The sequence below is a fragment of the Kitasatospora sp. NPDC032121 genome (assembly GCF_055580145.1).
The window spans coordinates 158,803-179,924 of record NZ_JBVILX010000012.1 but is presented as its reverse complement, the minus strand read 5'-3'; the positions used below and the strand labels follow the sequence as shown (position 1 = coordinate 179,924).

The following is a 21,122-nucleotide window of genomic DNA, read 5'->3' as shown; positions in this document are numbered from 1 at the left end:
ATCAGGACCCCAGGCCCCAGCTCTGGCCGGTGGCCGGGCGGGTGGTGACGTAGGACCCGGCGGTGCCGGCGCCCGCGTCCAGGACGAGACCGGTGGCCACGTTGGTGACGGTGACGGTGCCGGCGGCCGAGCCCTGGGTCAGCTTCCACTCCTGCCAGGGGTTGCCGGGCGCCAGGTCGAGCAGGTAGGCGCTGTCGCCGGCGGACGCTCCGGCGGAGAGCACGGTGTGCCGGTGGGCGGCGGTGTCGCAGTTGTCGGTGATCCGGACGGTGCCGTCGGGGTTGGTGGTGAAGGTCCACTGCTGCGCCGGGTCACCGGTGCGCTGCGCCTCCAGGTCGGTGATCGATCCGATCGGCGCGGTGCAGGAGCCGAGCAGCGACAGCGCGAGGCCGTTGCCGGTCAGCGCGTGGAACTTCCCGTCGTCGACGACGCCCGACGGCCCGCTCGGCGTCTTCGGGGTGAGCCGGTAGAGGGCCGACCCGTGCGCCGGGAGCGCCGCGCTGATCGGTCCGGTGACGGTCGAACCCGCGCCCGTCCACAGCTCCTTGGCCTGGTAGCCGGAGCCGCCGAGGCCGAGCTCGGCGAGGCTGGTGGCGACGGTGCGGCCGGCCGACGGGTCCTGGTTGACCAGCAGCACGGCGGTGTCGCCGTCGGCGAGCTGGCGCTTGAGGACCACCGGCGCGCGGCCGTCGGCCGGCCGGGCGCCGACCAGGGTGGCGGGCTTGGCCAGGCCGTCCTGGTCGACGGCGATCACCTCGCGGTTCTTCAGGATCGCCAGGCTCGCGGCGTCGATCCCGGTGGACCAGGTGTAGCCGCGGTCGCTGCGCTGGGACTGCGCGGCGGTGCGCAGGTCGGCACTGGAGATCAGGGGTGCGGCGAGCATGGCGAGGATGGAGGTCTCCGTCCGCGACTCGTCGGCGGTGAACGGCTTGTGGCAGACGCAGGTGTCGGTGGTGCCCCACAGGCCGTAGACGTCGTGCCAGCCGGTGAACATCAGGTCGAGGTCGTTCCAGCTGCCCGGGCGGACGTTGCCCGGGTACTCCAGCGCGGTGCTCAACTGCCCGTTCCAGAGCACCCCGTCGAGCTCGCTGTCCCGGTCGCCGCCGATCCGGCACAGATTGGCGACCTGGCCGCACCAGATGCCGGTGGGCGCGTAGCCGGGGGCGTGGAAGGGGGCCGTCCCGGCGGCCTGGACCACCGGGTCGGTGCGGGCCGGATCGTCCGCGGCGAGCAGGTACGGCAGACCGGTGTGGACGGGCTGGGCCGAGACGCTGAGGGTGACCTTGGGCCTGCCCTGGGCGGCCGAGGCGGCGTCCAGGGCGCGCTGGAAGGTCTGCACCCGGGCGTAGATCGAGCGGGTCAGCTCCTTGCCCTCGCCCTGGGTCCCGTAGTTGTGCCCGTCCGGGCCGGTGATCGGCGGGCCGTACGGGCAGTCGTCGTACTTGACGAAGTCGACGCCCCAGGAGACGAAGTCGGCGGCGTCGGTGGACTCGTGGCCGAGGCTGCCGGGGTGCATCTGGCAGGTGAGGTAGGTGTCGGTGGCGTAGAGGCCGAACTTCATGCCCTTGCTGTGCGCGTACTGGGCGAGGTAGGCGATGCCGTTGACGGTGCGCCCGCCGACGGTCCGGTCGGGGAAGTGGTCGGAGCGCGGGATCAGGTGGCCGGAGGTGGGGTCGTTGCCGGTCCCGTCGGTGCCGCTGACCGGCTTCCCGGCGGCGTCGTACAGCTGCAGGCCGCCGTCGGCGTTGCGGACCAGGTCGGTGCTCTGGCCGTCGCGGTGCCAGAGCGACCAGCCGTCGTCGATGGTGACGGTGTCGTAGCCGGCCGCCACCAGGCCGTTGGAGGTCATGAAGTCGATGGTCTGGACGACCTGGTCCTGGGTGACCTCGGTGCCGAGGGAGTTCCAGGAGTTCCAGCCCATCGGTGGGGTCAGGGCGTTGCCGTTGCCGAGCGCGGCGGCCTGGGCTAGGTCGACGGCTCCGAGAGCGACGGCCGGGGCGGCCGCGCCGAGGCCGACGGCTCCGAGGCCGGCGGTGGCGAGGGCGAGGGAGAGCAGGGATGCCGCGACGCGGCGGCGGGTTCGGCTCATGTGCGCACTCCTGAGGGTGGGGGAGATGTGACGGTGCGTCAGGGTAGTCTCAGGGACAGCGCGGCCGGCCGGGTGGGGCCGGCCGGCCGCGGTGGTGCGGTGTGGGGGTCAGTCGGTGACGGTCGCGGTCGCGGAGCGGCCGGGGGTGAGCGTCACGGTGGCGGTGGTGTAGGTCACGCCGTCGACGGTCGTGACGCGGGCCTCGCGCTGCTCGCCGTCGACGGTGATCCGGGCGTGCCGCCCGGGGAAGCGGGCCTCCCAAGTGAGCCGCCCGGTACCGGTGTTGGTGACGGTGCTGCGCTGCGCGCCGTCGTGGCGGACGGTCACCGTGCCGTCGCCCACCGGGATGCCCGCGACCTGGAGCCAGCCCATGGAGGCGGGCAGCTGAGGGGTGGTGGCGAGCGCGTGCCCGGCGGCGTCGGGAGTGACGCCGAGCAGCCCCTGGACGGTCTGGGCCAGCAGGGTGAACGGGACCTCGGGGTAGTCGCCGTTCAGCATCGCGCCGCTGGCGTGCGGCTCGCCGGTGCTCTCGTAGACGTGCCGCATCCACTTCCAGGCGGTGGTGCCGTCGTGGCCGGCGAAGAAGGCGTCCGGCAGGTAGGTGTAGGCCTCCAGGTTGGCGGAGCGCTCCGGGCCGGAGTCGGCGGCGTCGATGGCGGCCAGCTGGGCGTCCCGGCGCGGGCCCGGGTCGAGCAGCCGCTTGACCGGCATCAGCACGCTCGCCTCGTAGCCCCAGCCGGTGATCGGCTTGCCGGTGGTGTCGTAGCCGTGCACGACCTCGCCGGGCTGTGAACCGTCCACGCTCCAGGTGGAGTTGACGTAAGTACGCAGCCGGTCGGCGGCCTTCCGGTAGTCGGTGGCGGCAGCGGCGTCGCCCCGGGCGTCGGCCAGCGTGGCGGCGGCGAGGTAGGCCTGGTACTGGGAGCCGACCGCGTCGCCCGCCTCGGCGTAGGTGCGGGTGGCGTTCTCGGCGTAGCTGGCGGTGCCGGCGAAGATGGAGCGGCTGGTGGCCTGGGGGATCGGCACCCCGCCGTTGTCGACCGGGCCGGGGTGGCCGGCGATGAACGGGCCGAGGGTGTTGCGGACGTACCGGCCGAGGCCCGGGTCCTCGGCGTAGTCGCGGTCGCCCGTCCAGCGGTAGGCCTCGCCGGCCTGCTGGACGAGTTCGAACGGCGCGGGCAGCTCGCGGACGAAGCGGTCCGGGCCGCGGTAGTCGATGGCGGCGTAGTTGCGGGCGTCGAGGTTGAGCGCCCAGACCGGGTAGAGCCGGTTGGCCTCGGTGGCGGAGGCGGCGAAGCCGCGCAGCATGGTCTTGTTCTCGGCGTCCAGGCCGAGCAGGTGGGCGCCGGTCAGCTGGTGGGCGAAGTCGCGGCTGTAGAAGGCGGACCGGAACGGGTAGCCGGCCCAGTAGGTGGCGTCGTAGGTGGTGGTGCCGGTGCCGCCGGGGTGGTTCTCGTCCTGGTCGCGGACGCCGGTGGTGCCGGCCTGCTGCACCCAGCTGTTGGCCTTGGTCTTGGCCCAGTCGAAGAGGGCGACGACCTCGGGATCGGAGGAGCTGATCACCGGGTCGTTGGGGGCGGACGGCGCGACGGCGGCGTCGTCCACGTTGACCCAGCCGGTGGGGGAGGAGCCGATGGTGAGGGTCAGCCGGTCACCGGGGGCGACCGGCACCCGGGGGAGGGTGTACTTCGCGTAGGTGGACTGCTCGGGCAGCGGGAGGGAGCGCACCACGGCGCCGTTGACGCTCACCGAGAAGCTGCCGCCGGCGCCGCCCGTCGCGATCCAGGCGGACAGGTCGTAGGAGCCCGCGGTGACGGCGGTCACCTGCTGGCTCACCGCGTAGCCGGGGCCGGCGTCGAGGTAGGCGAGGCGGCTGCCGCCGTGGGGGTTGTTGGTGGCGGTGCCGGTGTGGGCGGTGAAGGTCCAGCCGTCGGTGGCGGCGGTGCCCTGGGTGGCGGCGGTGCCGTCGGTGGCCGTGCGGCCGGTGGCGGCCTCGCCCTGGCGGTTCTGCTCGAAGCCGGGGTCGGCGAGCACCAGCGGCTCGGTGCGGGTGAGCGTCCAGCGGTGGGCGGGGCGGTGGTCGCAGTGGTGGTCCACCGGGGCGGGGTCGGCGGTCAGGCAGGCTCCGGTGCCGCGGACGGTGAGGGTGTAGGTGCCCTGCGGCGCGCGGGAGACGGTGAAGCGCTCGGCCTCGGGGGAGGTGCCGCAGTCGGCGGTGGCGGGGCGGCGGTCCGTGCCGCCGAGGGTGAGGCAGCGGCCGTCGGCGGCGTTGACCAGCAGGTAGTCGCCGCCGGTGCGGTGCAGCTGCCAGCGCTGGCTGAGCAGTCGCCCGCAGGCCGCGCCGACCACCGGGGTGCCGGGGGCGGCCTGGGCGTACTGCGGGCCGAGGCAGGAGCCGTCCAGGGCGGAGCCGAGGAGGTAGCTCCCGCCGTCGACGAGCGGCGTGCCGGTGGCCGCCTGGGCCGGGGCGGTGCCGAGGGCCTGGGCGGTGAGGACGGCCAGCAGGGCGAGACCGGTGGGTAAGGCGCGGGGGCGGGGCGGCATGGCGGAGCTACCTCCGGTCGGGGGGTGGGCCGATGGTCTTTGAACGTTCAAATCCGCGAGATGCGGGCTATGATGCGTCGCATGTGATGGGTGACATTTCACATCCTTGGTCCGGTCGCGTCAACGGGATGCGCGGTGACGACTTCCTGGAGGTTGGTGACGGCTTCCTGGAGGTGACCGGGAGAAGAGGTGGAGGCCCCTGCCCGACGGGGGTGGGCAGGGGCCTCCACGTACGAGAGCGCCGGGATCAGCGCTTCAGCTTCGCGAGCGTCTGGTCCAGGCTCGGCGCGCCCGGGCGGGGCCGGTTGAACGGGAGCTTGGAGAGCATCGAGCCCATCGCGCAGGTGTTGGACAGCGCGGAGAACGCCAGCCCGCCGCCGACGGCCGCGGAGACCCAGCGGGCACCCGGCAGGGCGAGGTCGACCAGCACACCGGCCAGCACCAGCGAGCCGGCCACCATGCGGACCTGGCGGTCCAGCGCCCACACCCGGCGGGCGCCCGCCACCTGGTCCAGCGGCCGGCCGGCGGTCGCCCAGGCGTTGGTGCCGCCGGTCAGGGTGAGGGTCGGGACGCCGGCGTCGGCCAGCTGCCGGCAGGCGCTGTCGGCGCGCGGCCCGGCGGCGCAGACCACGGCGATCTCGCCGTGCCCGGCGGCCTCGCGCAGTGCGGGCAGGGCGCGGTCGAGCTGGTCGAGCGGGACGTTCAGGGCGCCGGGGATGTGGCCGGCGGCGTACTCGCCGGGGGAGCGGACGTCGATGAGGGTGAGCTGCCCGAGGCGGGGCTGGAGCTGTTCGACGGTCAGCGGCGTGGTCATGGAGTGCGGGTCCTCTCGGGTGGGGTGGGGGATAGCGGTGGGGATGGGGATGAGGTCGGGGGGTGCCCGGCGCTGTGGCCGGGCTCGCCGTGGTTCAGCTCAGCGCGGTGATCAGGTCGGCGTGGTGATCAGGGCGGTGATCAGTGCGGCGTGGTGATCAGGCCAGCGTGGTGATCAGGGCGGTGATCAGGTCGGCGTGGTGATCAGGCCAGCGCGGTGATCAGCATCAGTGCGGCGACGCCGAGCAGGGCGACGGCGAAGGCCCTCTGGAGGGTGCGCCCGCTGAGCTTGTCGGCCAGCCGCTTGCCGTCCCAGGCGCCGAGGATCGCGGCGCCGGTGAAGGGCGCGGCGACGGCCCAGTCGATGGCGCCGGTCGCCCCGAGGCGGGGCAGCAGGGCGGCGAGCGAGTTGGCGCTGATGACCAGCAGGCTGGTGCCGACCGCCTCGGCCATGGTGAAGGCGAGCACCGAGACCAGGGCCGGTACGGCGAGGAAGCCGCCGCCGACGCCGAGCAGTCCGGTGACGGCGCCGAGCCCGGCGCCCGCCGCCGTGGAGCGGCCGACTCCTGCGGCGGAACGTTCCTGCGCCTGGACCTTGGGCGGCATCAGCATCCGCCAGGCCGCGAGCGCCGCCAGCACCGCGAAGGCGCCGGTCAGCAGCGCGCTCGGCAGATGGGTGGACAACGCCCCGGCGGCCATGGCGAGGGGTAGTCCGGCGGCGGCGAACAGCGCGCCGGTGCGCCAGCGGACCCGGCCCGCCCGGGCGTGGGCGAGCAGCCCGGTGAGCGAGGTCGCGGCGACGATCACCAGGCTGGCCGTGGTGGCCAGCGCCGGGCTGAAGCCCAGCAGGTAGACCAGGGCGGGGACGGCGAGCATGCTGCCGCCGCCGCCCAGCCCGCCCAGCGCGAGCCCGACGACCGCACCGGCGGCGAGCGCCAGGAGCAGCGTGGTCATATCACGTGCCCGGCGCCGCCACCAGGCGTGATGACCGGCAGCCCGGCCAGCGCCCAGGCGTTCATGCCGCCGGCCACGTTCAGCACCTGGACGCCGCGCTGCGCGAGCAGCTCCGCCGCCCGCTGGGAGCGGTTGCCGGAGCGGCAGATCGCCAGCACGGTCCGACCGGCCGCCTCGGGCGGCAGCGGGACGCCGGCGACCAGCCCGATCAGCGGCTGGTGCAGTGAGCCGGGGGCGTGCCCGGCGGTGAACTCGGCGGCCTCCCGGACGTCGAGCAGCACGGCGGCGCCGGTGCGGGCGAGCTCGTGGGCCTCGGCGGGGGTGGTCTGCCCGGGGGTGCTGTGTCCGTGGGCGTCGGACCCGTGGGCGTGCGGCAGCAAAGACATGCGGTTCTCCAGTGGTGCAGACCGGACTGCGTGGTCCGGCGGATCAGGGGTGGCGCGGGCGTCCGTACGGGCCCGGTGGCCCGGTGCGGAGGTGTGACCGGCGCGTCCTCGGCCCCGCCCGACCTGGCTCGATGCCCGGGTGCGGCGGCGGCCGTTCTCCCTCGATGTCTCCACCATAGTACCCCGGGGGGTATTATCGAAATCGTTCGGCATACCCCCGCCCGTATCGGCTTCCGAAGCCGTATGCTCGGAAATATACCGTGGGGGGTATCAAGACGGCGCTGTGGCGCCCCACTCCGCCCAGGAGGGTTCCCCGTGTACTTCGGCCAGTTCTACCTCGACTGCCTCTCCCAGGCCTCGTACCTGATCGCCGACGAGCGCACCGGCCGCGCGGTCGTGGTCGACCCGCGCCGTGACGTGGACGAGTACGTCGCCGACGCCGAGGCCCACGGCTTCACCGTCGAGGCGGTCATCAACACCCACTTCCACGCCGACTTCCTGGCCGGCCATCTGGAGCTGGCCGACCGCACCGGCGCCTGGATCGGCTACGGCCGGCGCGCGGAGACCGACTACCCGATCCGCAAGCTCGCCGACGGCGAGCGGATCGAGCTGGGCGACGTCACCCTCCAGATCATGGAGACCCCCGGGCACACGCCCGAGTCGATCAGCATCCTGGTCTTCGAGCAGCCCGACGACACCGTCCCCTACGGCGTGCTCACCGGCGACGCCCTGTTCATCGGCGACGTCGGCCGCCCCGACCTGCTCGCCTCGGCCGGCGTGACCGCCGGTGAACTCGGCGCGATGCTGTACGACAGCGTGCACCGCAAGCTGATGGGCCTGCCCGACGAGACCCTGGTCTTCCCCGCCCATGGCGCGGGCTCGGCGTGCGGCAAGAACCTGTCCACCGACCGCCAGTCCACCATCGGCCGCGAGCGCGCCACCAACTACGCCTGCGCCCCGATGAACGAGGCCACCTTCGTCGCCCTGGTCACCGACGGCCAGCCCACCGCCCCCGGCTACTTCGGCTACGACGCCGACCTCAACCGCCGCGAGCGCGAACTCTTCGACCCGTCCGCCGTCCGCGCCCTGACCGGCACCGAGTTCCTGCACCTTCGCGCCGAGGGCGCCCTGGTGGTCGACGGCCGCGACCCGGCCGCCTTCGCCGCCGGGCACCTCGCCCAGTCCTTCAACATCCCCGCCGACGGACGCTTCGCCGAACAGTCCGGCACCGTCCTCACGCCCGACCGCGAACTGCTGGTCATCGCCCCCGAGGAGCGCGGAGCCGAACTCGTCACCCGCCTCGCCCGGATCGGCTTCGACAAGGTCGCCGGCTACCTCGCCGACCCCGAGGACCTCTTCCTCGCCAACCCCGAACTGATGCGCCAGGGCGCCCGCCTCACCGTCCACACCCTGCGCGCCGAACTCGCCGGCGCCCAGCCCCCGTTGGTCGTCGACGTCCGTGGCGCCGGCGAGCGCGAGAACGGCGCCATCCCCGGCTCGATCCACCTTCCCCTCGCCGAACTCCCCACCCGCCACACCGAACTGCCCACCGACCGCCCCCTCGTCCTCCACTGCGCCGGCGGCAGCCGCTCCTCCATCGCCGCCAGCCTCCTGCGCCACCACGGCCACCAGCACACCTACGACCTCATCGGCGGCTACGGCGCCTGGGAGACCACCCCGGAGGCTTGAATCCCCTCGCGAGACGGTGCGCTGGGGCCGCCCGGCGCACCGTGTGCGCGAATCTACTGTCAGCGCTGTTCGGGGATTCCAGCGCGCCGCAAATGCTCACGGATGAGCGTCGCAACAAGGTATCCCTCGGACAAGCCGGCGGCGAAGGCGGCGCGTGTGAAGGAGGCACGCTGCTCCTGCGGGAGGATCACCGCCCTGATGGCGGTGGCATCGGGGTGCCGCCAGCCGCAGCACATGCGGCGATGGCACTGGTCGGCAGACTCCGATCCGACGTTCGGCGTGGTCCACGGTTTGAACGGATACCGAGCCAGCATCGCCTCGCACTCCGCAAACCACTCCCACATCTCCTCCTTGTTCCGGTGTCGTGCCGTTCCGAAATGGTGCCGGAACCAGTCGCGGCGGTCGGTGTTCCGCAACTCGCGCCTGACCTTCTCCACTCGGGCCTCGAACCCGAGAGCCATCCGCGTCGGCATCATGCGGGTGTCGAAGCCGACCTCTGGTCGCTCGCGGTGGAGCTTCTGGTCCGTGAACCACCGCTTCGTCGTGCGCTTTCCCTTCCAGTCATTGCAGGGTTTGCAGGCGGGGATAAAGTTCCACCAGACGTCCGCACCCTCGTCCGCGACCGGCGTCTCGTGATCCAACGTCGTCGCGCGCTCCGTACTGCAGTAGGTGCACCTGCCCTCGTTGCCACTGAGGGTTGCCAACCAGACGTACGTGTGTTGGATACGCCGCGTGCCGCGACGAAGGGTTGCTTGGGGTGCCATGAGTGACTCGCCTCTCCGATGTTGCATCAATCCGAAGTTGCTGGAGGCTAGCTGGCGCCACTGACAATGATCCGTATAGAGATCATTTGTGAATGGAAACGTCTCAAAGCGACGAGGGTGCGATCGCCAGTGATCACCGAGATGGCCAGGCGGTCGAGGCGCAGGAACGTGTGGGGTGAAGCCTCGGAGCGCGGCGCTGCAGGTTCGTCACGGGGCCGTCACAGCTCTCCACCGATGCTTCCCCGGCGCTGGTGTTTCGCTCTTTCTGCGAATCAGCAGGCCAGTCGTGGCTTGCCCGTGTTCTTCCCCGTGCACGGGTATGGACGTCATGGGTCATCCCTCGGGGTGAGTTGACGGGTGGCCGCGGAGCGCGGCAGGTCACAGGTGGGTGGCGCCGGGCAGGCAGCCGAGGATCGGCACGGCGGTGAACGCCTCCGCGTACCGGGCGCCGATGCGGGCGCCCCAGAGCCTGCCGAGGGTCTCGGCCATGGGGCCGAAGTGCTGCTCAATCGGCTGGCTCGCGTGCTCGCGCAGCGCGGCCATCTTGGTGTCGAAGGTCGCGGTGGCGTCCACGATCACGTCTGCGCGGACCGGTCCGTCGAGGGTGAGGGAGTTGTAGGTGTCGCAGCTGTAGTAGCGGCTCGGACGGCCGGTGGCGATCCGGGGCTCGGGGACGGCTGCCAGCACGGTGGCGGCGACGGCTCGGTGTTCGGGGTGGACATCGTTGAGCAGGTGGGTGATGACGATCTCCGGCCGCTTCTCCAGCAGCAGTTGCTGCAGGCAAGCGTGGTCGAGCCGGGGGACCTGGCGCAGGTCGGCGCCGAGGGTTGCAGCGCCCTTGTGGGCCTCGGCGTCGCGGACTTCGTCGCGGTGTGGGACGGCGATGGTGACCGCGGCGTACCTGGCGTGGAGTGCGAGGGTGGCGCCGGCCCACCGTTCGGCGTCGTCCCCACGACCACCTCGCCGCCCCGTTCGGCGCCGCGTCACCGGCCAGTTTCCTGACCCGCTCGCGGACTTCGGCCCGAGCCCGCCGAAGGGCGGCAAGCGCACGGGGCCGGCGGCGGCGAGCGTGCCGACCAGCCGGGAGACGGTCGGGTCGGACGCGACCGGCCCGAACAGGGCGGGCTCGGCCCGCAGCATCCCCACATCGGACAGGCAGTCCCGGCCGAGCGCGACTACCAGGGCGAGATCGAGCAGGACCTTGCCGGGATCGTGCACGGCCCGGGGCTTGCGCCACGGCTCCAGAGCCGCCGACAGTGCGGAATCCAGGCCGATCCGGCGGGCTGCCTCCACCAGCAGCACACCACCGGCCTGCGACACGGCACCGGCACCACCGCCCCGCACCAGCACGCGCGGATATAACCCACTACGCTTCTTCACTTGGAGAGTGCTTCTTCCACTGCGGCGACTGGACCCTAGACAAGCCCAATCGTCCCAGGTCAGAGGAACTCTCCTGTGTTTTCACCAGTAGTCAGATCATCGCCCCGTGAAAGCCCGAGGCTAATAGGACGTTGAGGACGCGAGCGTGGTCACGCTCGCGTCCTCAACGGAAGACACCACGAGGCCCGTATCGCCCTGGAGGCACAAGGTGAACGGCCTCACCCACCGATTTTCGATGCTCCTGGTACAAGCCAGTACGGTGCTGAAGACGCGCTCAGGGAATCAGCAGCTGACCCAGCTGAGCCCCGCCACGTAGATCGGGTTGCCGGCAGGAGCCCTGACCTCCCGGTACTGGGTCGAGCCCTTCGGGCCCACTCCCGCGGAGTGCACGTACCCGCCGGACATCAGCTGGGCTGTCAGCCTCGGACACCTGCCGTCCGCCTTGTCATCCGTCACGTCGGCCCACGCCCACGTCTTGTTGTCGCAGTACCGGATCCAGGCGTGCCCCTCGCCAATACTCGAATAGAACGCACTACCGCACTCGGAGGCCGTGGAAGGCGCGCCCGCCGGTGCCGCTGTTGCCGAGCCGCTCAGTGCCATAGCCGCGAAGAGCACGGCACCGGTCATAGTCGCCCACTTCTTTTGGCGCAAGGAAACCAGTCCCTTCGTCAAGTCGTCCGGCGGATTCACCGGCCCACCCAGTTTGCTGGCGCACAGTCGCAGGAATGGCCCGATGGCCGGAAGTCGCGGCCTGGAAGACCGACGGCGCATTCTTGACAGCAACGATCCTCCTCCGGCTGCTCGAATGCCGCGTCCGCGAGGTTCTGGGCGGCGCGCTGCGGGTCGTCGACGTACCCGGCGTCGGGCGTGAACAGGGCGCCGAGCTCGTGGGACGGATCGGCGAAGAACGCGTCGTCGTCCACCGGCTTCGGTGGCCAGTACCGCCCGGGGTCGATCCCGGGGAGGCGCCCGCGCAGCGTCGCAGCGTCCCAGCGCTCGTACGGGACGCCGGCGCGGTTGAGCAGGGCGGCGGCCTCGGACGGCGGGACGGTCGGGGAGTCCAGCAGCACGGCTCCGGTGCGGTGGAAGGCGGCGAGCGGACGACGGGCGGAGAGCCGCAGGTGGTCGGCCCAGGACGTCCAGAGGTGCTGCGCCTCCCAGGCGGTGGCGACGCTCGCGAAGGTGGAGTAGTTGAAGCGGATGATCGCGCTGGAGGCGCTGGTGGAGCCGTGGCCGACGGCGCCCGCCTTTTCCACGACTACCACCTGCCGTCCGGCGCGGGCGAGTTCGAGGGCGATGGCCGATCCGATCACCCCGGCTCCGACCGCCACGGCGTCCGGTCGTCCGGCGGTCATGGCGGCTCCTCCTCGGGAGCGGGCGCGGGCGGCGGGGTGCGCAGGCTCGGCACGGCGGCGAGCAGTGTTTGAGTGTAAGGGTGCTGCGGGGCGCGCAGGAGGACTTCGGTGGGGGCGGTCTCGACGATCCGCCCGTGCCGCATGACTGCCACGACGTCGGAGACGTGGCAGACGGCGGGCAGGTTGTGGCCGATGAACAGCATGGACAGGCCGAGCCGCCGCTGGAGGTCACGGATGGTGTTGAGGACGGCGGCCTGCACCGAGACGTCGAGCGCCGAGGTGATCTCGTCGGCGATCAGCAGTCCGGGTTCGACGGCCAGGGCGCGGGCGATGGCGACCCGTTGGCGCTGGCCGCCGGACAGTTGGCGCGGCAGGCGGTCGGCGAGCCGGGGGGCCAGGCCGACGAGTTCGAGCAGCTCGGTGACGCGCTCGGCGCGGGCGGGCCGGTCGAGCCGACGGAGGACGGTGGCCGCCTCGACGAGTGTCTGGCGGACCGTCATGCGGGGGTCCAGCGCGGTGTCCGGGTCCTGGAGGACGACCTGGACCAGGCGGCCGAGCCGGCGACGGTCGCGGACGGTGCGGGCACGGGCCTCCCGGCCGTCGAGCAGGACCCGGCCGGCGTGCACGGGAGCGAGGCCGACGATCGCGCGGGCCAGGGTCGACTTGCCGGAGCCGGACTCGCCCACCAGCCCGAGCGTGGTGCCGGACGGGACCTCCAGCGAGACGCCGTCCACGGCGGTGACCGGGCCGCGCGGACCGGGGTGGCGGACGGTGAGGCCGGTCAGCTGAAGGCTGGTCATGACACGACCACCGTCTCCGGGTCGGCCGCCACCGGCAGCGGGTACCAGCACGCGACCCGGTGGCCGGCGGCGAGGTCCTCCAACGGTGGGGTCTGCTCGGCGCAGTGGTCCCGGCGGCGCGGGCAGCGGGGCTCGAACGGGCACCCCGCCACGGGTGCGAGCGGGTCGGGCGGTGCGCCCTGCACCGTGGGCAGCGGCCGGTCGCGGTCCGCGGCGAGGTCCGGTGCCGAGGCGACCAGGGCCCGGGTGTAGGGGTGCCGGGCGCTGTCGGCGAGGCGGTCGGCGGGCAGGGTCTCGACGACGGTACCCGCGTACATCACCAGGACGCGGTCGCAGAACTCGCCCACCAGCGCGACGTCATGGCTGATGAACAGGATCGCGGCGGAGGTGTCCCGCCGGATCTCGGACAGCAGCCCGACGATCTGCCGTTGCACGGTGACGTCGAGCGCGGTGGTCGGCTCGTCGGCGATGATCAGTCCCGGACGGACCATCAGCCCGGCGGCGATCATCACGCGCTGGCGCTGACCGCCGGACAGCTCGTGTGGGCGCGCGCGCAGTACGGTCGGGGGGAGGGCGACCCGGCGCAGCGCGTCGGAGGCCTCCAGCAGCGCCTGAGTACGGCTCGCGCCGCGGTGGGTCCGGACGATCTCGGTGAGCTGGGTGGAGACCCGGAGCGCGGGGTTGAGCGCGGAGGCCGGGTTCTGGAAGATCATCGCCAGGCGGGTCGCGAGGTGGCGGTCGCGCTCCTTCGGCGTCATGGCGGCAAGGTCGGCGCCGGCCACGTGAAGGGTGCGCCGGGACACCCGGGCGCCGTACGGGAGCAGGTCGGCGACGGCGAGTGCGGTGAGCGACTTGCCGGAGCCGGACTCGCCGACGAGCCCGACGATCTCGGCGGGCCGCAGTGACAGGCTCACGCCCCTGACCGGGCGGATCGGTCCGTCGGGGGTGGGCAGTTCGATGTCGAGATCCTCCACCTGGAGCACGAGTTCGTCGTCGGCGGGCCCGCTCGGCGCGGCCGGATGTGGGGGCGTACGGGGTGCCGGGGTGCGCCGGGCGACGCCGCCGGCCAGGACCTCGCCGAGCAGTTGGAACGTCACCGCCGCGTAGAGGACCGCCAGACCGGGTGCGAGGGCGGGCAAGGGGTCGGCGTAGATGCGGTCGAGTCCCTGATTGAGGAGCTGCCCCCAGTCGTAGTCGGGCGGTTGGACGCCCAGGCCGAGGAAGCTCAGCCCGGCGAGCGCGACGAGGGCGGTGCCCGCGGCCGTGGTGGTGGCCAGCAGCAGCGGTTCGGCGATGTTCGGCAGGACGTGCCGCCACAGCAGCCGGTGCCGGCGCAGGCCGAGGACCCGGGCCGCGGCCAGGTGGTCGGCGCCGGCGACGGCGGCGGAGAGCGTCTGGGCGAGCCGGGCGAAGCCGGGGACGCCGGCGACGGCGAGGGCGAGCACCGCTCCGGCGGCGCCCGCGCCGAACACGACCGCGAGGAACATCGCGACCAGCAGCGCGGGGAAGGCGAGCAGCAGGTTGATCAGCGCGGTGAGCAGCCGGCGGGCGCGGTGGCCGACCACGGCGGTGGCCGCGCCGAGCAGGATACCGCCGGTGGCGCCGAGCAGGGTGGCGGCCAGGGCGAACAGCAGGGAGGGCCGGGTGGCCGTGAGGACCCGGGCGAGGACGTCCCGGCCGAGGTTGTCGGTGCCGAACGGGTGCGCCGCGGAAGGCCCTTGGAGTACGGCCGAGGGGTCCGGGAGGTCCGCGGCCGCCCCCCAGAGGAGCGGCCCGGTCAGCGCGAGCACGACCAAAGAGGCCAGCATCGCCGTGGCGGTCCAGGCCATGGGCGAGCGCGGGTACGTGAGGGGAAGACGCATGCTCAGCTCTCCCGGATCGTCGAACGCGGATCGAGCACGGCCAGCAGTACGTCGACCAGGAGGCCGGAGAGCAGCACGGCGGTGCCCAGGATCAGCACCATCGCCTGGATCACCGGGTAGTCCTGGGTGACCACGGACTGGGCCATCGCCGAGCCGATGCCGGGCCAGGCGAAGACCTTCTCGACCAGGACGGTGCCGGCGATCATGGCGGGCAGCAGGCTGCCGGCGACGGTGAGCGAGGCGGTCGCCATGTTGGGAGCCGCGTGCCGCAGGTAGCGGCGCGCGGGCGACAGCCGTTTGCCGCGGGCGGTGCGCAGGTAGTCCTCGCCCAGCACCTTCAGCGCCTCCACCCGGACGATGCGCACCAGGACGGCCGTCGGCGCGAGGGCGAGCGCGAGGACCGGCAGCACGAAGGACTCGGCACCCGCCGCGCCGGCCACCGGGAACAGTTGGAGGCCGACGGCCAGCAGCGCGGTGAGCCCGGCGGCCAGCACGAAGTCCGGTACCCCGGTCAGGCCCGCGGTCAGCGCGGTGAACGCCAGCTCGCTGCGCGGGTGCCGGCCGTCCCGGGTGCGGACGGCGGCGAGCAGCCCGCAAGGCAGGGCGACCGCCAGGGTGACGAGGAATGCCAGGCCGGCGATCTCCAGGGTGGCCGGCAGCCGGGTGCGGACCAGCTCGGCGACCGGCGTGCCGGTGACCAGCGAGGTCCCGAGGTCACCGTGGGCCAGGCCGTCCAGGTAGTGCCGGAACTGGGACAGGAAGGGGGCGTCGAGCCCGAGCTGGTGCCGGCGGGCGGCCACGAGTGCGGGTGCGGCGTCGACGCCGAGGGCGGCGCGGACCGGGTCGCCGGGGACCAGCCGGACCATCGCGAACGACGCGGTGAGCACGACCCCGAGGGACAGGAACAGCCGGACGGTGCGGCGTCCCAGGAAGGCCGTCCACGGGTGCCGCAGGAATCGAGTGAAGGACACGACGGGCCCCCGGGTCACTGGTGCAGCCGGATGCTGGTGGGAACGATCTGGCCGCCGAAGGTGGTGGCGAAGGTGGTTCGGTGGCCGTACAGGGTGCTGCGGCCGTCGGCGATCGGCAGGGCGTCGGCCGAGCGCAGCAGTGTGGCGGCGGCCTGGTTCCAGGTGCCGCAGCCGGCGGTGTCGTTCTCCTGGAGGGCCTGGGCGACCAGGGCGTCGTACTCGGGGTTGCGCACGCCCGCGAAGTTGAGGCCCTGGACGGGGGTGGGGCCGGAGAAGAAGGGGATGAAGCCGACCGGCAGGGCGAAGCCCGGAGTGGTGCCGACCACGACGTCGAAGTCGCCGGTCTGGTACATGGCGTTGACGAGGGCGGGCAGGCTCTCGGTGACGAGCTTGACGTCCGCGCCGAGCGCCGTCCAGGTCCGGGCCATCAGCTCGGCGGCGGGTGGCAGGGTGGGGCCGAGGTCGGGGCTGGTGATCAGGCGCAGCCGCAGCGGTCGGCCGTCCTTGGTCAGCCGGCCGTCCGGCCCGCGGGCCCAGCCGGCGGCGCGCAGGGCCTCGGCGGCGTCCTGGGCGGGCAGGTTGGCGGCGGCGAGGTCGGCGTGGCAGACGGCGCCCTCGGCGCCGAAGTCGCCGGCCGGGTGACCGGTGCCGCCGACGGCGACGTTGGCGAGCCCTTGGCGGTCGAGGGCGGACACCAGGGCCCGGCGCAGTGCCGGGTCGGCGAGGGGGCGGCCGGGGCGCTGGTTGAAGAAGGTCAGCCCGACCACGGTCGCCACATCGGTGGCGGCCAGGCCGTGGCCGGTGAGCCGGGCGCGGTCCGGCCCGTTCACCCCCGCGATGTCGATGCCCCCGGTGAGCAGCAGGTTCGCGGCGGTGGACGCCTGGGGCACCACCGAGAGGACGATCCGGGCCGGCACGCCGGGTGCCGCGGTGGTCGCTCCGCCGGGCCCCCAGGCGTAGCCCTCGCGGACGATGAACTCGTAGGGCCCGCCGGGGGAGTACCGGGTGAGCACGTACGGGCCGGTCCCCTGGGTGGCGCGGGCGAGCGACTGCGGCCGGTCCAGGCCGGCGGGGCAGACGATCGGCAGCAGGCCCAGGGTACGGGTGAGGAACGGGAAGGGCGCGGTGGTGGTGGCGGACACCGTGCCGGCCCGGTCGTCGGCGCTCGTGGTGAAGGGGACGGTGGGGAGGACGGTCTGGGCGCCCGCGAGCTGGTTGGCCGGGTCGCCCGCGTACGTCAGCGCCCGGGCCACCGCCGAGGCGGTGAGGGGGGTGCCGTCGGAACAGGTGATGCCCGGGCGGAGGGTGAAGCTGGCCGTGGTGGTGGTGGCCTGCCAGGACGAGGCCAGGCCGGAGACCACCGTGCCGTCGGGGGCGAGGTTGACCAGTGAGTCGTAGGCGTAGGCGGCCTGGGCGGCACCGAAGGCCGAGTACGGGTCGAAGCTCGGCGTCTCGCTGGACGCGGCGATCCGCACCGTCCCGTGGTCGACGAGCGGTGTGCTGGTCGAGGACCGGGCGGCGCCTCCGCAGGCGGCCAGCGCGACGGCCGCGACGGTGGCGGCGGCCGCCCGGGCCAAGTGTTGAGGGCGACGGGACATGGGCGTCATGGTGCCACCGGGATTTCGGTGGCAGTGGCCCGAGTCGACGGTGTGGTGGACGGGTTCGAACGGCGGAAACCGCCGGTGGCTGTGGCCGTTCGCTCTTCGCGTGCCCGGCCGTGGTCCGGTGTCGTCTCACTCGTTCGAGGGACAGCGCGGTTGCGGCTCCGCAGGCCGGGCGACCGCGGCCGACCGGGCGCCACACTGGCCGCACGGGTACGAGGGCGAACGACCCGGGCGAGGAGGTCGGTCGACTGGCCGACCACTACTGGGAGTTCCTGCTGGAACGAGATCCGCTGCTGCGGGTGCGCCAGGGCCTTCCGGTCGAGACGTTCCCCGGGATGTCGCTCGCCGAGGCCGAGGAGCGGGCACGGTTCGCGGCCGAGGTGCCGGACCGGGTCCGGGCATTCGACGGTGCGGAGCTGTCCGGCGTCGACGTCGATACCGCCGCGTTCGTCGCCGGGCCGGCCGAGCAGGAAGTGCGGTTCCACCGCTGCTACTGGCTGACGCCGGCGGCCACGCCGTACCGGCTGTTCCCGCTGGCAGAGTACGCCGATGCGGTCCTGCGGCCTTTCGATTCGCTGAACGGCCTGATGTGGAGCGGTACTTGTCGTTGCTGCGCGAGCCGGCCCGGGTGGTCGGTTCGATCGGCTGCCGTTTCCCGCTCTGGGCCGGCGGGTGGCGCGAGAGACGGGGCGGTCGGCGATAAGCCAATCAAATACACGACTCATATGCCGATCGGGCATGTGGTAATCGCGGCAGCGGGGGTATGTCGGAAGCACTCGCATGAGTGAAACTCGCCGAAATGTTTGGCCTCGATGGACCCGCCTCTATTACGGTGTGAATGATCGGGCGGTGGATCTCATCGGCGAGGAATTCGGCCCGGCGGGAGATCCGGCACGGGACACCGAGAACTCCGAACCGAGTGCTTCTATTCGTCCCGCTTGCGCACGCTCCGGAGTTCGCCCTGCCCCGGGGTTCCTGTCATGCGTCTGCGTAGAGAGGTAGGAGCATCATGCCGCCCGTAGTACCGCCCTTCCTGGTCGGCCTCATCGTCGCGCCACTGGCCAAGCGACTCCTCAAGCCGCTGGTGCGCGGCGTCGTCAAGACGTCCGTCGGCATCGTCATGGAGGTGAAGAAGGCAGCCCACGAGGCCGGCGAGAACATCCATGACCTCGCGGCCGAGGTGGCCGCTGACATGGCGGCCGCACAGGCCGTCGACGGCGACGGTCACCAGGCCGTCGCGAGCCCCGCGCCCAACGGTGGGGAGGACGAGACCGCCGACCGGGCCGAGGGCGACGCGAGGACCCCGAGGATCCGCGCGACCGCGGGTGCGGGCAAGGCGCACTGACGCCACGCTCCACGGTTTCACCTCGTCGCCCGGGCGCATGTTCCGACCGGTGTCGGAAGGTGTGTCCGAGCGGTGGGGGCCGCAGGTCCGTCGACCGCGGCGTTCCCCCGTCCGGATGTCCAGCTCCGGATTTCCCCGTCAGATTTCCCACGCCGTCGCAGTGTTCCGCCGTGCCCGATGACGGATCATCCGCGACCTCCGCAAACAGGTGATCGTACACATGCCATCTCTGCTGGGTGCCACAGCCGGATTCAGCTCCGCGGATTCGGACGTGCGCCCACGATCGGTTATTCCAGGCCGTCAACGCTGGGACGTCAGGATGGTGCTCGGACGGCCCCGGACGGCCGAAGTCCTCGCCGCGGCCCTGCGGCGCGTCCCCGGGATCACCGAGGCGCAGGCGAGTCCGGTCACCGGCAGGGTCCTCGTCCGGCACGACGCACGGGTGCGGGCCGCGGACGTGGGCCGGATCGTCCGCAGGGCGGTCGCCCTGGTCTCGGCGGGCCCGTCCAGGGCGGCCTCCCCGGTGCGGCGACCCGCCGCCGGCCCGGCCGAGCGGCCGGACCGTGCTCTCGTCGTGCGGCCGGTCCTCGCCGTCGGCGGAGGGGTCGCGGCCGGCATCGCGCTGATCCGCGGGTCGGCGCTGAGCAGGCAGCTGGTGGCGCTCGGCGGAGTCGCGGCCGCGACGGCGGCCGTCGTCCGGAAGGCCTGGCAGCGGGCCGCTGACGCGGTCGGGGACCTCGACGGCGCCGGAGCCGGAGCCGGAGCCGAGAAGCATCCCCTGCTGGAGATCGTCGGACCACACCGGAGGCGGCTCTACCGCGCCGCCGCGGCCTCGGTCGGCTGCCAGGTCGTGGAGATGGCGCTCGGGACATTCCTCGGCTGGACCGCCCTGGTCCTCATCAAGGGCGAGGCCGCACCGCTGGTCCGCCTCGGCCTGACCACCGCCTCCGCCCAACTCTGGGGCCTGGCCGGGCTGGTGGCCGTCGCCTGCGCCGCCGTCGCGGGCCTGTCGTACGTGTCGAACCTCCAGTGGCGCGGGCTCGGCCAGGACATCGAGCACGACTGGCGCAGCCGGACGTACGCCCATGTGCAGCACCTCGAACTGCGGCACCTGGAGGGCGAGCGGACCAGCCGGGTGGCGGGTGCGCTCACCGAGGACGTCGGCCAGCTGGGCAGCTTCTTCGCCACCTCGGCCAACGACGTGCTGCAGACGGGCACCAGCCTGGCCGTCCTGGTGCCGGTGTTCCTGCTGCTGGCGCCGCAGATCGCCTGGATCGCGTTCCTGCCCATCCCGGTCATCGCCTGGCTGTCGCTCCGCTACCAGGACAAGGCCGCGGCCGACTACGCCGTCTCCGGGGAGAACCGGGCCAGGCTGCACAGCCAGCTGGTCAACACTCTGGAGGCCGGCGCCACCGTCAAGAGCTTCTGCACCGAGGACTACGAGGCCGGGCGCATCGACGATCTGAGCGAGGCGGTCCAGGAGAGCAGTCGACAGACCGACCGCAGCACGATCCGCCACGCCGAGACCGTCCGGGCCTGCACGACCGCGTCCATGGCCGGCACCCTGCTGATCGGCGGCCGCTCGGTGCTCAACGGCACGCTGCGCTTCGAGGTGTTCAGCCCGCTGATCGGGCTGCCCCAGATGGTGCTCTTCCGGATGAACCGCCTCGGCGGCATCGTCGACCAGTACCAGCGCACGATCGCCGCCCACGACCGGATCCAGCGGCTGCGCGCCCTGCCCGTCGAGGTGGAGGGAACCGGCGGACCGCTCGACGCCGAGAAGGTCCGGGGCGAGATCGTCCTCGACCAGGTGACCTTCGCCTACCCCGGCCGGCCCCCGGCGCTCGACGACCTGTCGCTGACCATCCCGGCCGGGCGGACCACCGCCCTCGTCGGGGCCACCGGCTCCGGCAAGACCACGGTCGCCAAGCTGCTGATGCGCTTCCAGGACGCGGAGTCAGGCACCGTGCTCCTCGACGGCAGGGACGTACGCGACCTGTCGCGCCGGGAACTGCGGAACACCGTCGGCTTCGTCGCCCAGGACCCGTTCCTCTTCGACGGCACCATCGCCGACAACATCCGCTACGGCAGCTTCGCGGCCTCCGACGAGGCCGTGGTCGAGGCCGCCACCATGGCCGAGGCGCACACCTTCGTCTCGACCCTGCCCCACGGCTACGACACCCTGATCGGCGAGCGGGGCGCCGCCCTCTCCGGCGGCCAGCGGCAGCGGATCGCCCTGGCCCGGGCGATCCTCAAGGACGCGCCGGTCGTGATCCTGGACGAGGCCACCTCCGCCGTGGACAACGAGACCGAGGCCGCCATCCAGCGCGCCCTCCGCGGCTTCGCCGCCGACCGGACGATGGTCGTCATCGCCCACCGGCTCTCCACGGTCCGCCACGCCGACCGGATCTACGTCATGGACAAGGGCGGCATCATCGCCGAGCAGGGCACCCACGACGAACTCCTCGCCCTGCACGGGCTCTACGCATCCCTCTGGCGGCTCCAGGCCGGCGAGCTCGCCGTCTGACCAGAAGCAACACCGCGCCCGCCCGCCGACCGCGTGACA

Annotated in this window: 16 protein-coding genes and 1 pseudogene; 4 read left to right on the top strand and 13 right to left on the bottom strand. The window is 72.9% G+C overall.

Going from position 1 to position 21,122, the window contains the following annotated elements:
• Window position 1: 1 nt before the first annotated feature.
• The 5 genes from ACZ5OX_RS26680 to ACZ5OX_RS26660 all read right to left on the bottom strand — a co-directional run bounded on the left by ACZ5OX_RS26680 (window position 2) and on the right by ACZ5OX_RS26660 (window position 6,786).
• On the bottom strand, window positions 2–2,089 hold the full coding sequence (locus ACZ5OX_RS26680; RefSeq protein WP_465633588.1) for an alpha-galactosidase: 2,088 nt from the start codon (window positions 2,087–2,089) through the stop codon (window positions 2–4).
• Window positions 2,090–2,197: 108 nt separating this feature from the next.
• Window positions 2,198–4,633: an RICIN domain-containing protein gene (locus tag ACZ5OX_RS26675; RefSeq protein ID WP_465633587.1), complete on the bottom strand. Its 2,436-nt coding sequence runs from the start codon at window positions 4,631–4,633 to the stop codon at window positions 2,198–2,200.
• 247 nt (window positions 4,634–4,880) lie between these two features.
• On the bottom strand, window positions 4,881–5,447 hold the full coding sequence (locus ACZ5OX_RS26670; RefSeq protein ID WP_465633585.1) for a rhodanese-like domain-containing protein: 567 nt from the start codon (window positions 5,445–5,447) through the stop codon (window positions 4,881–4,883).
• Between the two features lie 203 nt (window positions 5,448–5,650).
• The gene (locus ACZ5OX_RS26665) at window positions 5,651–6,400 is read right to left on the bottom strand and encodes a sulfite exporter TauE/SafE family protein (protein WP_465633584.1); all 750 of its coding nucleotides are present in this window, start codon (window positions 6,398–6,400) and stop codon (window positions 5,651–5,653) included.
• A complete protein-coding gene (locus tag ACZ5OX_RS26660) occupies window positions 6,397–6,786 on the bottom strand; it encodes a rhodanese-like domain-containing protein (RefSeq protein WP_465633582.1) in 390 nt (129 codons plus the stop codon). Before ACZ5OX_RS26660 ends, ACZ5OX_RS26665 begins: the two co-directional genes overlap by 4 nt.
• Before the next feature lie 315 nt (window positions 6,787–7,101).
• On the opposite strand from ACZ5OX_RS26660, the gene ACZ5OX_RS26655 reads away from it, so the two are divergent.
• Entirely contained in the window at window positions 7,102–8,475 is a 1,374-nt protein-coding gene (locus tag ACZ5OX_RS26655; RefSeq protein ID WP_465633581.1) for an MBL fold metallo-hydrolase, read from the top strand.
• 59 nt (window positions 8,476–8,534) lie between these two features.
• Here ACZ5OX_RS26655 and ACZ5OX_RS26650 read toward each other — a convergent pair whose 3' ends face one another.
• The 8 genes and pseudogenes from ACZ5OX_RS26650 to ACZ5OX_RS26615 form a co-directional block, all read right to left on the bottom strand.
• Complete coding sequence (locus ACZ5OX_RS26650) at window positions 8,535–9,239, bottom strand: HNH endonuclease (protein WP_465633580.1); 705 nt, start codon at window positions 9,237–9,239, stop codon at window positions 8,535–8,537.
• 378 nt (window positions 9,240–9,617) lie between these two features.
• Window positions 9,618–10,226 carry a PIG-L deacetylase family protein gene (locus ACZ5OX_RS26645; protein ID WP_465633578.1) on the bottom strand — a complete coding sequence of 203 codons (609 nt, stop codon included), beginning with the start codon at window positions 10,224–10,226 and terminating at the stop codon, window positions 9,618–9,620.
• Window positions 10,210–10,619: pseudogene (locus tag ACZ5OX_RS26640) on the bottom strand (transposase); the annotation flags it as partial. The pseudogene ACZ5OX_RS26640 and the gene ACZ5OX_RS26645, both read right to left, overlap by 17 nt.
• 686 nt (window positions 10,620–11,305) lie before the next feature.
• On the bottom strand, window positions 11,306–11,974 hold the full coding sequence (locus tag ACZ5OX_RS26635; protein WP_465633577.1) for an NAD(P)/FAD-dependent oxidoreductase: 669 nt from the start codon (window positions 11,972–11,974) through the stop codon (window positions 11,306–11,308).
• Window positions 11,971–12,774 carry an ABC transporter ATP-binding protein gene (locus ACZ5OX_RS26630; RefSeq protein ID WP_465633576.1) on the bottom strand — a complete coding sequence of 268 codons (804 nt, stop codon included), beginning with the start codon at window positions 12,772–12,774 and terminating at the stop codon, window positions 11,971–11,973. The genes ACZ5OX_RS26635 and ACZ5OX_RS26630 overlap by 4 nt, the downstream gene beginning before the upstream one ends.
• Window positions 12,771–14,636, bottom strand: coding sequence for a dipeptide/oligopeptide/nickel ABC transporter permease/ATP-binding protein (locus ACZ5OX_RS26625; protein WP_465633574.1), 1,866 nt, complete (start codon window positions 14,634–14,636; stop codon window positions 12,771–12,773). The genes ACZ5OX_RS26630 and ACZ5OX_RS26625 overlap by 4 nt, the downstream gene beginning before the upstream one ends.
• 2 nt (window positions 14,637–14,638) lie before the next feature.
• Window positions 14,639–15,607: an ABC transporter permease gene (locus ACZ5OX_RS26620; protein ID WP_465633573.1), complete on the bottom strand. Its 969-nt coding sequence runs from the start codon at window positions 15,605–15,607 to the stop codon at window positions 14,639–14,641.
• Window positions 15,608–15,621: 14 nt separating this feature from the next.
• Complete coding sequence (locus ACZ5OX_RS26615; RefSeq protein WP_465633572.1) at window positions 15,622–17,205, bottom strand: ABC transporter substrate-binding protein; 1,584 nt, start codon at window positions 17,203–17,205, stop codon at window positions 15,622–15,624.
• A 341-nt stretch (window positions 17,206–17,546) separates the two neighbouring features.
• On the opposite strand from ACZ5OX_RS26615, the gene ACZ5OX_RS26610 reads away from it, so the two are divergent.
• The 3 genes from ACZ5OX_RS26610 to ACZ5OX_RS26600 all read left to right on the top strand — a co-directional run bounded on the left by ACZ5OX_RS26610 (window position 17,547) and on the right by ACZ5OX_RS26600 (window position 21,083).
• The gene (locus ACZ5OX_RS26610; RefSeq protein ID WP_465633570.1) at window positions 17,547–17,999 is read left to right on the top strand and encodes a hypothetical protein; all 453 of its coding nucleotides are present in this window, start codon (window positions 17,547–17,549) and stop codon (window positions 17,997–17,999) included.
• 221 nt (window positions 18,000–18,220) lie between these two features.
• Complete coding sequence (locus ACZ5OX_RS26605; protein WP_465633568.1) at window positions 18,221–18,556, top strand: DUF5132 domain-containing protein; 336 nt, start codon at window positions 18,221–18,223, stop codon at window positions 18,554–18,556.
• 319 nt (window positions 18,557–18,875) lie between these two features.
• Entirely contained in the window at window positions 18,876–21,083 is a 2,208-nt protein-coding gene (locus ACZ5OX_RS26600; RefSeq protein ID WP_465633567.1) for an ABC transporter ATP-binding protein, read from the top strand.
• Window positions 21,084–21,122 lie beyond the last annotated feature (39 nt).